Raw genomic sequence first — 13,358 nt, 5'->3', positions numbered from 1 at the left:
GACGCGCTCAGGCGCTTTCACGCTGATCGACGGAACGAGGAAATCGCAGCGACGCGTGGGGGTTAGCCACTTCGCTCTTCAGCTCACCGCCTCGAAAATCTCCCGCAGCCATTGCGCGAACACCCGCACCCGCGACGACAACTGCCGGTTCTGCGGATACAGGACCGACACCGGCAGCGGCGGCGGCGGATAGTCCGCGAGGATGATCCGCAGCCGCCCCGCCGCCAGCTCGCCATCGACACGGTAGCGCGGCACCTGCACGATGCCGAGCCCGGCGACAGCCGCGCCCGTGTACAGGTCGGCGCCGCTGACCGACACCGCCGACGGCAGCACGATCGCGGTATCGCGCCCATCGACGCGAAATTCGAGCGGCACCGGCTTGCCGGTCGCGCTCGACACGTAGTTGACCGCGCGATGCGTCGACAGCGCGCCGGGATCGGCCGGCTCGCCATGCGCGGCCAGGTACGCGGGACTCGCGACCGTGACCTGCCGCAGCTGCGCGACGCGCCGCCCGACCATCGACGAGTCCTGCAGCACGCCCGCGCGCAGCACGCAATCGATGCCCTCGCGCACCAGGTCGACGAACCGGTCGTCCTCGCCGATCATCAGCTCGATGTCAGGAAAGCGCGCGAGGAACGCGGGCAGCGCCGGCACCACGAAGTGCCGCGCGAGCGTGCCCTGCACGTTCACGCGCAGGAGTCCCTTCGGCGCGAGATTGGAAAACGCCCCCTCGGCCTCCTCCATGTCCGCGATCAAGCGCACGCAGCGCTGGTAGTGCGCGTCGCCGTCGGGAGTGAGCCGCACGGTGCGCGTCGTGCGTTCGAGCAGCCGCGCGCCGAGCCGCTGCTCCAGGCGTTTCATCAGGTTGGTGACGGTTGCGCGCGGGATCTGCAGATCGTCGGCGGCGCGCGTGAAGCTCTGCCGCTCAGCGATCCGCACGAACACGCGCATTTCTTCGAAACGGTCCATATCGGCGGATTATTAAAGCGAATGGAATGCTGATCGCCAGTCTAACCGGATTATCTCAACGCCGAAAGCGGTCATGATTCACCTCACCGATCCAACCCCTTCTGTGAGGAAACGCATCATGAACACGAACCAAGCAGCGAAAGTCGCCATCGTGACGGGCGCATCGCGCGGCATCGGCACGGCCGTCGCACAGCGGCTCGCGAACGACGGCTACGCAGTCGCCGTCAACTACGCATCGAGCGCGGCCGAAGCCGACGCGCTCGTCGGCGCGATCCGCGAGGCCGGCGGCAAGGCGCTCGCGGTGCAAGCCGACGTGTCGAAGCCAGACGACGTGCGGCGCATGTTCGAGCTCACCGAACGCGAATTGGGCACGGTCGACGTGCTCGTCAACAACGCGGGCGTCATGAAGCCGACGCCGCTCGCCGACACGCCCGACGCGCTCTACGACCAAACGTTCGACATCAACGTGCGCGGCACCTTCAACACGCTGCGCGAAGCGGCCGCGCGCCTCAACGACGGCGGACGCATCGTCAATTTCTCGACCAGCGTGCTCGCGATGAACCTGCCCGGCTATGGCATCTACACCGCGACCAAGGCGGCCGTCGAAGCGTTCACGCGCGTGTTCGCGAAGGAGCTGCGCGGGCGCGACATCACGGTGAACGCGGTCGCGCCGGGACCGATCGCGACCGCGCTGTTCCTCGACGGCAAAACCGACGAGCAGATCGAGACGTTCGCGAAGATGCCGCCGCTGCAACGCCTCGGCGAGCCGGAAGACGTGGCCGGCGTGGTCGCGTTTCTGGTCGGCCCCGATGCGGGCTGGATCAATGGACAGGTGTTGCGGGCCAATGGCGGCCTCGCCTGAGGATAAGCGGCGATCCAGCGTGCCGCCGTGCACGACCCGTGCCGCTCAAACCGCCTTCGGATTGCGTTCCGCGAAGCCTTCCTGATGCCAATACGGATACGCGGGACGCACGGCGCTCGCCGCGTCGAGCTTCGCGACCTGCTCGGGCGTCAGATTCCAGCCGACCGCGCCGAGGTTCTGCCGCAGTTGCTCCTCGTTGCGCGCGCCGATCAGCACCGTCGCGACGGTCGGCCGTTGCAGCAGCCAGTTCAGCGCGATCTGCGGCACGGTCTTGCCGGTTTCGGCGGCGACTTCGTCGAGCGCGTCCAGCACGCGGAAAAGATAGTCTTCCGGCACCGGCGGGCCCATGTCGGCGGTCTTGTGCAGACGGCTCGTCTGCGGTAGCGGCTGGCCGCGCTTGAGCTTGCCGGTCAATCGCCCCCAGCCGAGCGGACTCCACACCACCGCACCGACGCCCTGGTCGACACCGAGCGGCATCAGTTCCCACTCGTAGTCGCGCCCGACCAGCGAGTAGTAGGTCTGATTCGCGACATAGCGCGGATAGCCGTAACGGTCGGCGAGATCGAGCGACTTCATCAGATGCCAGCCGGAGAAATTCGACACGCCGATATAGCGGACCTTGCCCGCGCGCACGAGGTCGTCGAGCGTGGACAGCACTTCGGGGATCGGTGTTTTGGCGTCGAAACCATGCAGCTGGAACAGGTCGATGTAATCGGTCTGCAGCCGCTTGAGCGCCGAATCGACCGCCTTGATCAGATGGAAGCGCGACGAGCCGACGCCGTTCGGATCGTCGTCGAAACGAAACGTCGCCTTGGTCGACACAATCGCCTTGTCGCGCTTGCCCTTCAGCGCTTCGCCGAGCACCGACTCGGACGCGCCCTTCGAATAGATGTCGGCGGTGTCGAACATCGTGACGCCCGCGTCGAAGCAGATGTCGATCAGACGCCGCGCTTCGGCGACGTCGGTCGCGCCCCACGCCTGGAAAAATTCGCCCTTGCCGCCGAACGTACCGGTGCCGAAACTCAGCACCGGCACCTTGAATCCCGATGCACCCAGATGTCTGTATTCCATTGAAGAATCTCCGTGGCATTGCCGTCGATGAACGGAGGTTCAGTCTACCCGGGTCCGCACGGACGCGTCACGAGCGCGACGCGCTCAGCTCGGCAAGCGCATCGCGCACGGCCTCGATCGCGCTGCGCCAATCGCCGAGCGCCGGCTGACGGAACAACCGCGCGCACGGATACCACGGCGTGTCGCTGCGTTCGAGCAGCCAACGCCAGCAGGTGTCGAAGCGGTTCAGGATCCAGACGGGTTTGCCGAGCGCGCCGGCCAGATGCGCGGTGGACGTATCGACCGAAATCACCAGATCGAGACTGGCGACGAGCGCGGCGGTATCGGCGAAATCGTGCAGCAGGTCCGTGTGATCGGCGACGCGCTCACGGTGCGCACTGTCGGCAAGCTGCGGGGCGGCCGCACCCTTCTGCACGCTGAAGAAGCGTACGTTCGGCACGTCGAGGAGCGGCGCGAGTTGCTCGAACGCGAGCGAGCGACGCGCGTCGATCTTGCGCAGCTCTGCGACCTGCGCGCGGTTTTCACCGGCCCAGACGAGACCGACTTTCAGTGGCCGGATTGCGCTGGCATGCGCGCTAGCGTTAGCGCTGGTGTCGGGTTCGATACGCTGCCGCCATTCGCTCACGGCCGCCGTCTGCGCAAAGAGATAGGGCGTGGCCGCCGGAATGCTCGCTTCGTTCGTGCCGAACGCCAACGGCAAGCTCAGCAGCGGACAATGACAATCGAACGGCGGCAACGGCTGCCCCGCTTCGACCAACTGATCGACACCATCGAGCGTCGACAGCAAGCGCAACAACGTGCCCGGCACTTCGAGCACGACTCTCGCGCCGAGCTTCGCCACGAGCGTCGCATAGCGGCAGAACTGCAGCGTGTCGCCGAGGCCCTGCTCCGCATGCAGCAGGATCGTTTTGCCGTCGAGCGGAAAATCGCCGAGCCACAGCGGCTGCGCGAACGCACGTTTACCGGACTTGATGCGGTTGCGCTGCCAGCGCCATTCGTATTCGCGCCAGCCGGTATCGAAGCGCCCCATCTGCAGCAGGCATAGCGCCTGGTTCCAGTGCGCCTCGACCGACGCCGGATTCAACGCAAGCGCGCGCTGATAGCTCGACAACGCCTGCTCGCGCTGATTCAGATCGGTCTGCGCGAGACCGAGGTTGTTCCATGCATCGACGAAAGCCGGCGCAAGTTCCAGCGCGCGCTGATAGCAGCGCTGCGCTTCGTGCGGCTGGTTCAGATCGCCGAGCACGTTGCCGCGATTGCTCCACGCCTCCGGGTAGTCAGGTTGCAACGCGAGCGCCCGGTCGCAGCTGCCGAGCGCATCGGCATAACGGCCGAGATCGCGCAGCACGCACGCGCGATTGTTCCACGCTTGCGCGAACTCCGGCACCAGCGAAAGCGCGCGCTCGTAGCTCGCGAGCGCGTCGAGAGGACGGTTCAGCGCGGCCGATGCGTTGCCGCGATGATTCAACGCATCGGCGAATTCCGGCTGCATCGCGAGCGCCCGCTCGGCGCAGGCGAGCGCTTCGTCATGACGCTGCAACGCGTTCAGCGCATAGGCGAGATTCGAATGCACGGCGGGCTGCCTGGCGTTGAGCGCGAGCGCCTTCTTCAGCAGATCCACGCCTTCCTGCAAGCGGCCCGTTTGCAGCGCGAGTTCGCCGAGCCAGCGCAACGCGTCGCCATGCTTCGGCTTCAGTTCGAGTATCTCGCGATACAGCTCCTCCGCTTCGACGAGCGCGCCGTTCCTCTGAAGCGCGACGGCTTGTCGAAGCAGATGGTCCAACTGTTGCGGCAGACTGGCGGGCTTGCTCATGCGGTACCTGGAACGGAGGCGCGAAGAATCGTCGGGAGAAGCGCACGATTATCGCTGAAAGCCGGTGTTCGACGCGCCGCCGCTGCCGCGTAGCAACGCCGCGCCGCTTACTGCGCGGCCACGGACAGATGCTTGCGCTTCGCGAGATCCTGCGCCATCGCATAGTGCTGCTGGATGGTCGGCAGCGCCTGTTTCGCGGCGGCCTTCAACTGCTCGTCGCGGCCCGACGCGATTTCCGCCTGGAACGCGGACAGCGCCCTCTGTTCACCCGCGAGCGCGACCTGCTCGATGTACTTCTTGTCGAACTCCGCGCCGCGCAGGTTGTTGATGCTCGCGAGCACCGCCGCGTCGGGATCGTTCTTCGGCACGTCCACACCGCGAGGACTCGCCGCGCGCAATGCGTCGGTGATCTTCGCGTCGTCGCTCGACACGCGCTCGGCAAAGGCCTTCACGTCGCGGTCGGCCGAGCGCGCGGTGGCGATACGCGCGGCATCACGCTGCGTCGCGACGGCTTGCGTGCCGTCCGCGATGAAGGTCTGGTCTGCGGCATGCAGGCGGGCCGGGTCCGCGGGCGCGGCGCCCTGCGCGCTGGCCACCGAGGCGAGCGTCAGAAGACCGCCGCAGCATGCGGCGGCGGCAATGCGGGCGAACAGGACGGAAGGCAGGCGGTTCATACGTTCTCCTTGAGGTGAAAGCAACTGAAAGCGAAGCGACGGATACGCTTTTATCGCTGCCGATTCTAGGAGGCACGTCGCCAGCGAGGTGAAACGCTGCTGTCGCTTCTGTAACCTTAAGTAACCCTCATAGGAATGCGCACACGTTTGCGGCATGCGCGTGAACCGCGCGCGCCGCCGAAACCGCCATGCAGTGCTGAACTTTTTTCGAGCGAGGCCGATAACCATAGACAGGCACCGCACAGCACCGCAATTCTGGAGGACGATTCCAATGGCAGACGACCACCGTGCCAACCACGAGCGCAGCACCGAACGAAGCAACCTCACGAGCTCCAACAAGTTCGAGCTGCTGCTCTACCGCCTCGGCTGCGTGCCGGGCAGCGACGCGCACGAGCTGTATGGGATCAACGTGTTCAAGGTGCGCGAAATCTCGACGATGCCGACCGTCACGCCGATCGCCGGATCGTCGCCGTACGTGATGGGCGCGGTCGACATTCGCGGGCAGATCATTCCCGTGATCGATCTGCCGCGACTGATGGGCTGCGAGCCGACGCGCGGGCTGAACATCCTGCTCGTCACCGAGTTCGCGCGTTCGACGCAGGCCTTCGCGGTCGAGGAAGTCGACGACATCGTGCGGCTCGAATGGAACCAGGTGCTGTCGGCCGATGGCTCGGCGGGGGGCAAGCTCGTCACCAGCATCGCGCGCATCGACGGCAATACCGGCGACTCGCGGCTCGCGCAGGTGATCGACGTCGAGCAGGTGCTGCGCGACGTGTTCCCGTCGCAGCATCCGAGCGTCGATCCGGCCTCGGTCGGCGAAGCGCTCGGCATCCGCCACGGCGCGAAGATTCTCGCCGCCGACGACTCGGGCTTCGCGCGCAAGCTGATCGAGCAGGCGCTCGCCGCGATCGGCGCCGACTACATCATGACCAAAACCGGTGAAGAAGCGTGGCAAACGCTCCAGCAGGTCGCGCGCGACGCGCAGCGAAACGGCACGCGGGCGAAAGACAGCATCGCGCTGGTACTGACCGATCTCGAGATGCCGGAAATGGACGGCTTCATGCTGACGCGCCAGATCAAGGCCGACGAACGGACGCGCGACATTCCGGTGATCATTCATTCGTCGCTGACGGGCGCGGCGAATGAGGCGCATGTGAAGAACGCGGGCGCGAACGGCTATGTCGCGAAGTTCGCGGCGAGCGAGCTCGCCGATGCGATCCGTGATGCGCTGGGCGCTGCGCCGGCGAACGCGGCGGTGGCTTGATGCCTGCGGTGCCGAGCAGCGGACCGGATCGCGGCAGCCGACGCTAACGCAACGTCTGCCGCCCGCCGACGCTTTTAACGATGCGCGGCAAGCTCGACCGAGAAGTCCATGCGGCCGGTCTCGGCGCCCGTCGTATGGCGCCGCTTGCGCGCACGAAAGCCGTCGAGCGCCGCGCGTTGCTCAGGCATCCCGATAGCGAGCCGATCGCGCGATGGCGCCCAAGGTCTCGCACTCAGGCGCTCGCCACGAGCGCCTCTTCGCGTTCGAGCGTGCGCGTGTGCCGCAGTTCGGGGAAGAACCGCATCCACAACAGCGCGATCGCGATCGTCGCGACACCGCCGACCAGCACCGCCGGCTGCGCGCCCCACCATCCGGCGGTCAGGCCCGATTCGAACTCGCCCAATTGATTCGAGGTCCCAATGAACAACGAGTTGACCGCGTTGACGCGGCCGAGCATGTCATCGGGCGTGCGCAGTTGCACCAGCGACAGCCGCACCACCACGCTGATCGTGTCCGACGCACCGAGCACCATCAGCGCGAGCAGCGACACCAGGAACTGATGCGACAGCCCGAATACGAGCGTCGCGATGCCGAACGCGATCACGCCGCCGAACATCGCCGCGCCGGGCCGGTTGCGCAACGGGAAATGGGCGAGCCAGATGGTGCCCGCGAGCGCGCCGATCGCGGTGCCCGAGCGCAATAAGCCGAGACCGATCGGCCCCGCATGCAGCACGTCGCGCGCGAAGATCGGCAGTAACGCGGTCGCGCCGCCGAACAGCACCGCGAACAGATCGAGCGACAGCGCGCCGAGAATCACCGGCTCGCGACGAATGAACGCGATGCCCGAGAAGATCGACTCGAGCGTGACAGGCGCGCGGCTCGCCGGCTTCGTCTGCAGCGGGATGCGCCACACGGACGTCGCCGCAGCCGCGAACGACAGGGTGCACGCGAGATACGCGGCGCCCGGACCGATGCCATACAGCAGACCGCCGAGCGCGGGCCCGGCGATCTGCGCAGTCTGATTGGCGGAGGTGGCCCATGCGGTCGCCTTCGGCAGATAGCCGCGCGGCACCACGGCCGGGAGCAGCGACGATACGGCCGGCGATTCGAATGCGCGCGCCGCGCCGACGCAGGCAGCCAGCACATAGATGACCGGCGCGCTGATCCAGCCGCTGAAGGTGCCGATCGCGAACAGCAATGCAGCGACGCTTTCGAGGCTCTGGCAGACGGCGGCGATGCGGCGCCGATCGTAACGATCGGCGACATGACCGACGACGAGGGTCAGCAGGAACATCGGCAGGAACTGCGCGAGGCCGACGAGGCCAAGTGCAAATGCGCTATGCGTGAGCGCGTAGACATGCCAGCCCATCGCGACCGCGAGCATCTGGAACGACAGCGACGACAGGATCCGGGTGCACCAGAAACGCTGGAACGGCGGGTGTTTCGGCAGGCTGAAATTTGGAGAATCGGCGGGATCGGTGAAGACTGGGGGCATGGGATGTTGCTCGTGACGTCGCGCATCGGGCGTGGATTGGGCGGCGCCAGTTTAGAGCAAGATCGGAAGATAAGCTTGATTGGCGATCAGTCGGGCTCGCTGCGCCTCGCACTGCGTATATCACTGCGTATATTTATGCCTCATGCATCGATGTGAGTTGCCGATCTGTTTGCGGCTATGATTGTGCGCCGTGGGCGGCCATCCGCCAGGCGGCACACCCGCCTACCTCCCGCCGGCCAGCCACACTGTCTAACGCGCACTCGAATTTCCGGAGGGCATCGAATGATATTGGGCTGGCTCGTCCTGCTTCCGTTCATGGCAGCGGCACTGGTTGCGCTCACGAGGCGGCGCGCTGCCGCGCTCTGCACGTGGATCACGTTCGCGGCGGCGTGGTTCGGCTGCGGGCTGCTGCTCACTGCGCGCGTGGGTCTCGCCGACCACGAAGTGATGCAATGGCGCCACGACTGGGTGCCCGACATCGGCCTCGCGCTGTCGCTGCGCCTCGATGGCCTATCGTTCATGTTTGCGCTGCTGGTGCTCGCGATCGGCTTGCTCGTGTTCATCTACGCGCGCTATTACCTCGCCGACAGCGATGCGTTGCCGCGTCTGTACCTGCTGCTTCTGCTCTTCATGGGCGCGATGCTCGGCGTCGTGCTGTCGAACAACCTGCTGCTGCTCGTGATCTTCTGGGAGCTCACGAGCCTCGTCTCGTTCCTGCTGATCGGCTCCTGGCCGTCGCGGCCCGATGCGAGGCGCGGCGCGCGCATGGCGCTCACCGTCACCGGCGCGGGTGGCCTCGCGCTGCTCGCGGCCGTGCTGTTGCTCGGCCACGTATGCGGCAGCTACGAGCTGAACGACGTCCTCGCCCAGGTCGACACGGTGCAACACCATCCGCTCTACCCCGCCATCGTGCTGCTCACGCTGTTCGCGGCGTTCACGAAGTCGGCGCAGTTCCCTTTCCATTTCTGGTTGCCGCACGCGATGTCGGCACCCACGCCGGTGTCGGCCTATCTGCATTCGGCGACGATGGTGAAGGCCGGCGTGTTCCTGCTCGCGCGTCTCTATCCGGTCTTCGAAGGGACGCACCTGTGGGCGTACACGGCTACGCTCGCCGGGCTCGTCACGCTCGTGGGCGGTGCCGGGATGGCGCTGTTGCAGCGCGATCTGAAGGGCCTGCTCGCGTATTCGACCATCAGCCATCTCGGCCTGATCGTGCTGCTGTTCGGCCTCGATACGCAGCTCTCGACCGTCGCCGCGCTCTTTCATACGGTCAACCACGCCGTGTTCAAGGCCTCGCTCTTCATGGCCGCGGGCATCGTCGATCATGAAACCGGCACGCGCGATCTGGGCCGTCTGCGCGGCCTGCGCAGGTACCTGCCGCATACGGCCGCGCTCGCGTGCGTGGCGTCGCTGTCGATGGCCGGCGTGCCGCTGCTCAACGGCTTTCTCTCCAAGGAAATGTTCTTCGGCGAAACACTCGCGCAAAGCATGTTCGGGCCGCTGAACTTCGCCGTGCCGGTCATCGCGGTCGTGGCCGCGGCGCTGTCCGTCGCGTACTCGCTGCGCTTCGTCTGGGGTGTGTTCTTCGACGGCGAGACGCCGCACGATCTGCCGCACTATCCGCCGCATGAGGCACCGCGCTTCATGAGGCTGCCGGTCGAAATTCTGGTGGCGCTATGCCTGCTGATCGGCCTGTTCCCGCAGCAAAGCATCGGCAGGCTGCTCGCGTCGGCCGCGTGGTTCGCACTCGGCGGCAAGCTGCCCGACTACAGCCTGAGCCTGTGGCACGGCATCAATACGCCGCTCGTGATGAGCGCGGTGTCGTTCGCGGCGGGCGCAGCCCTGTTTTTCTTTCGCCGCAATGCATTCCGCCACCATCGCACCGCGCTCACCGAGTTGAACGCGAGCGAAATTTTCGAGCACGTCGTGCAGCGTCTCGAACGCAGCGCGGGCGTGATCGTGCGCGTGTTCGAGACGCGCTCGTTGCCGGCGTACCTTGCCTGGATGATCGCGGCGATGCTGATCGTGCCGGGCGTGTCGCTGATCGCTCCGGTCGCGCTCGACGCCTCGAGCGGCAGCCACACGCGCCTGCCGCTCGATCCGCTCACACTCGGCGGGCTCGTGCTGATGTCGCTGCTCGCACTCGGCGTGGTGCTGGTGCGGGCGCGCACGCTGTACGCACTCATCATGCTGAGCACCTGTGGTCTGCTCGTGTCGCTCGCCTTCGTGCGCTTCTCCGCGCCTGATCTCGCGCTTACGCAGATCTCCGTCGAAGTGGTCACGATCCTGCTGCTCGTGCTGGCCGTCTATTTTCTGCCCGCGCGGCAAAGCGCCGTCGAGCCGCTCCCCGCCCGGCTGCGCAACGGCGTGCTGGCGCTCGCGGGCGGCCTGCTGCTCGCCGGTGTGACGTACCGGATCATGACCAGCGCGCCCGTCGCGGGCATCGCACCGTACTTCCTTGCCAACGCGCTGCCCGGCAGCGGCGGGCACAACGTCGTCAACGTGATCCTCGTGGACTTCCGCGGCTTCGATACGATGGTCGAAATCAGCGTGCTCGTGGTCGCGGGGCTTGCCGTCAAAGCGCTGCTGCGCGGACTGCGCCTGAAGTCGCCCGAGGCGGGGCCGGACGGTTTGCCGTGGTCGTCGCAATCGCATCCGCTGATGCTCGCAATCCTCGCGCGGCTGATGCTGCCGCTCACGGTGCTCGTCGCCGTATTCGTGTTCCTGCGCGGCCATAACCTGCCCGGCGGCGGCTTCATCGCGTCGCTGATCATCTCGATCGCGCTGTTGCTGCAGTACGTCGCGAGCGGCGTGCTGTGGACCGAATCGCGCATCCGCGTCAACTACCGCGCGCTCGCGGGAATCGGCCTGCTGATCGCGGCGACGACGGGGCTCGGCAGTTTCGCATTCGGCCGGCCGTTTTTGACCAGTGCGTTCGGGCACCTGCATGTGCCGCTGATCGGAGAAATCGAACTGTCCACGGCGATGCTGTTCGACCTAGGCGTCATGGGCGCGGTGGTCGGCACGACACTAACGATCGTCTCGCACCTCGGCGTGCGCGACAAAGACATGCAATCCGTGGAGAAAAGCTGATGGAAGCCGCCTTTGCCATTGCGATCGGCGTGCTTTGCACCTGCGGCATCTACCTGCTGCTGAGCGCGCGCGTATTGCCCGTGATTCTTGGCATCACGCTGTTCTCGTATGCGATCAACCTGTTCCTGCTCGGCATGGGCCGGCTCGCGATCGGCAAGCCGGCGGTCATCGTGGCGGGGGCGCAATACGTCGATCCGGTGCCGCAGGCGCTGGTCCTGACGGCGATCGTGATCGGCTTCGCGATGACGGCCTTCACCGTGGTGCTCGCGCTACGCTCGTTTTCGATCACGGGCAACGATCACGTCAATGGCGAGGAGACGCGCGCCGAATGAATCACGTCCTGCTGCTCCCGATCCTGATTCCGCTTTTCTGCGCGGGGCTCATCGTCGCGTTGCCGTTGCGAGCGAAACGCCTGCAACGCGCGCTGAACGTGGCCGCCAGCGTCGCGCTGCTGCCCGTCGCGTGTCTGTTGATGGCGCGCGCGGCACAAGGCGAGGTCGTCAGCTACGCGCTTGGCGCATGGCCCGCGCCGTTCGGCATCGTGCTGCAACTCGACCGGCTCGGCGCGCTGATGCTGGTGCTCACCGCGGTGCTCGCGCTCTGCTGCCTGCTCGGCACCTCGAGCGAGGACGCGAGGCGCGGGCGTCATTTCCGTGCGCTGTTCCAGTTCCAACTGATGGGCCTGAACGGCGCGTTTCTCGCGGGCGACCTCTTCAATCTGTTCGTGTTCTTCGAACTGCTGCTGATCGCGTCGTACGCGCTGCTGCTGCACGGTGGCGGCGCGCGACGCGTGCGCAACGGGCTGCACTATCTGTTGATGAACCTCGTCGGCTCGTCGTTCTTCCTGATTGCGATCGGCGTGCTCTACGGCATCACCGGCACGCTCAACATGGCCGACATGGGCGAACGCGTTACGCGTCTCGGCCCGGCGTCGCTGCCGCTCGCGCAGTTCGCGGGCGCGACGCTGATGCTCGTGTTCGGCCTCAAGGCCGCGGTGTTTCCGATGTCGTTCTGGCTGCCGCAGGCATACCGCAGCGCGATCGGTCCGGTGGCCGCGCTGTTCGCGATCATGACCAAGGTCGGCATTTACGCGATGCTGCGCTGCGACGCCCTCGTGTTCGGCGCGGCGGGCGGCGTGCTCGACGCCTTCATGCATCAGTGGGCGTGGTGGCTCGCGATCGCGACGATTGTGTTCGGCGCACTGGGCGCGCTCGCGGTGTCGAGTCTGAAGACCACGACGGGCTATCTGGTGCTGGTCTCCGTGGGGCTGCTGATCGCGGCGGTCGCGCAACAGACGCCGCTTGCATGGAGCGCGCTGCTTTACTACCTGATCAGCACGACGCTCTGCACAGGCGCGCTGTTCCTGCTCGCGGACACGCTCGAACCGGAGCAAGCCTCGACGCCGCAGGCCGCCCCTGCCGCCCGCGCCACTGTTTCCGCCGATGCCGCTGCGATCGAGCCTGGCTCGCTCGAAGCGCTCGACGATGCGTTTGGGGTGGCCATCTCGCCCGCCCCGGACGGCGAGGCGGTAGCGACACTTGCGCGCGTGCAGCCACTGCAGGTCGAGACGGCCGGCGCGCTCGCCGTGCTTGCCGTGCAAGCCGCTCGCGCCGAGACCGAAGCGACTGTTGCAACGTCCGCGCGGCCGCATGCGCCGTGGCCGTCGAACCTCGCCGCGCTGCTCTATCTGATCGCCGCGGTGGGCGCCGCGGGCCTGCCGCCGCTTTCGGGTTTCCTCGGCAAGGCAATGGTGCTGGCCGCCACGCCGAGCGGCGCGGCTGCCGTGCTGTGGCCCGCCGTTCTGCTGTCGAGCCTGCTGTCGATCGTTGCGCTGAGCCGCGCGGGCACGCGCCTGATGTGGGCCGCGCCGGCCGCGCGCGCCGCCGCCGGTCAGCACGAGCGCGCACCGAGGGGCAGCAACGCGAAGCTCGCCGCCTGTGCTCTGCTGCTCGGCTGCGTCGTGGCTATTTCGCTCGGCGCGGGCGCGGTGCGGCACTATCTGAGCGATACGGCGGCGCAGCTCTTCGATCGCGCCGCTTATGTGCACGCGATCTTGCCCCCGGGCAAGCGCTGCGCCGACAGCGCAGGCTGCACCGGCGGACCCCGTTAAGGGGAAC

General features: G+C 66.7%; 10 protein-coding genes. 5 read left to right on the top strand and 5 right to left on the bottom strand.

Annotated features, from left to right (window positions below):
• Window positions 1-78: 78 nt before the first annotated feature.
• Window positions 79-969, bottom strand: a complete 891-nt coding sequence (locus BJG93_RS05330; protein ID WP_027197292.1) for a LysR family transcriptional regulator — start codon at window positions 967-969, stop codon at window positions 79-81.
• A gap of 118 nt (window positions 970-1,087) precedes the next feature.
• Here BJG93_RS05330 and BJG93_RS05325 point away from each other — a divergent pair, with 118 nt between their 5' ends.
• Entirely contained in the window at window positions 1,088-1,831 is a 744-nt protein-coding gene (locus BJG93_RS05325; RefSeq protein ID WP_027197291.1) for an SDR family oxidoreductase, read from the top strand.
• A 45-nt stretch (window positions 1,832-1,876) separates the two neighbouring features.
• Here the strand turns inward: BJG93_RS05325 and BJG93_RS05320 are convergent, their stop codons facing one another.
• The 3 genes from BJG93_RS05320 to BJG93_RS05310 form a co-directional block, all read right to left on the bottom strand.
• Window positions 1,877-2,902, bottom strand: a complete 1,026-nt coding sequence (locus BJG93_RS05320) for an aldo/keto reductase (protein WP_027197290.1) — start codon at window positions 2,900-2,902, stop codon at window positions 1,877-1,879.
• Between the two features lie 67 nt (window positions 2,903-2,969).
• Window positions 2,970-4,715 (bottom strand): tetratricopeptide repeat protein, encoded by a 1,746-nt coding sequence (locus BJG93_RS05315; protein ID WP_027197289.1) that lies wholly within the window; start codon window positions 4,713-4,715, stop codon window positions 2,970-2,972.
• A 107-nt stretch (window positions 4,716-4,822) separates the two neighbouring features.
• Complete coding sequence (locus tag BJG93_RS05310; RefSeq protein WP_027197288.1) at window positions 4,823-5,389, bottom strand: DUF4142 domain-containing protein; 567 nt, start codon at window positions 5,387-5,389, stop codon at window positions 4,823-4,825.
• 271 nt (window positions 5,390-5,660) lie between these two features.
• On the opposite strand from BJG93_RS05310, the gene BJG93_RS05305 reads away from it, so the two are divergent.
• On the top strand, window positions 5,661-6,653 hold the full coding sequence (locus tag BJG93_RS05305; protein ID WP_027197287.1) for a chemotaxis protein: 993 nt from the start codon (window positions 5,661-5,663) through the stop codon (window positions 6,651-6,653).
• 232 nt (window positions 6,654-6,885) lie between these two features.
• Here the strand turns inward: BJG93_RS05305 and BJG93_RS05300 are convergent, their stop codons facing one another.
• Window positions 6,886-8,148 (bottom strand): MFS transporter, encoded by a 1,263-nt coding sequence (locus BJG93_RS05300; RefSeq protein ID WP_027197286.1) that lies wholly within the window; start codon window positions 8,146-8,148, stop codon window positions 6,886-6,888.
• 282 nt (window positions 8,149-8,430) lie between these two features.
• Between BJG93_RS05300 and BJG93_RS05295 the strand changes: the two genes are divergently transcribed.
• From BJG93_RS05295 to BJG93_RS05285, 3 genes are read left to right on the top strand one after another with little or no spacing between them, the layout of a single operon-like run.
• Window positions 8,431-11,241 carry a monovalent cation/H+ antiporter subunit A gene (locus BJG93_RS05295; protein ID WP_027197285.1) on the top strand — a complete coding sequence of 937 codons (2,811 nt, stop codon included), beginning with the start codon at window positions 8,431-8,433 and terminating at the stop codon, window positions 11,239-11,241.
• Window positions 11,241-11,573 (top strand): Na+/H+ antiporter subunit C, encoded by a 333-nt coding sequence (locus BJG93_RS05290; protein ID WP_027197284.1) that lies wholly within the window; start codon window positions 11,241-11,243, stop codon window positions 11,571-11,573. Before BJG93_RS05295 ends, BJG93_RS05290 begins: the two co-directional genes overlap by 1 nt.
• Window positions 11,570-13,351: a monovalent cation/H+ antiporter subunit D gene (locus tag BJG93_RS05285; RefSeq protein WP_027197283.1), complete on the top strand. Its 1,782-nt coding sequence runs from the start codon at window positions 11,570-11,572 to the stop codon at window positions 13,349-13,351. The genes BJG93_RS05290 and BJG93_RS05285 overlap by 4 nt, the downstream gene beginning before the upstream one ends.
• The last annotated feature ends 7 nt before the right edge of the window (window positions 13,352-13,358 follow it).

This window comes from Paraburkholderia sprentiae WSM5005, from assembly GCF_001865575.2.
Lineage (GTDB): Bacteria > Pseudomonadota > Gammaproteobacteria > Burkholderiales > Burkholderiaceae > Paraburkholderia > Paraburkholderia sprentiae.
The sequence above is the reverse complement of the archived record's forward strand: the minus strand, read 5'-3'. Positions and strand labels throughout refer to the sequence as shown.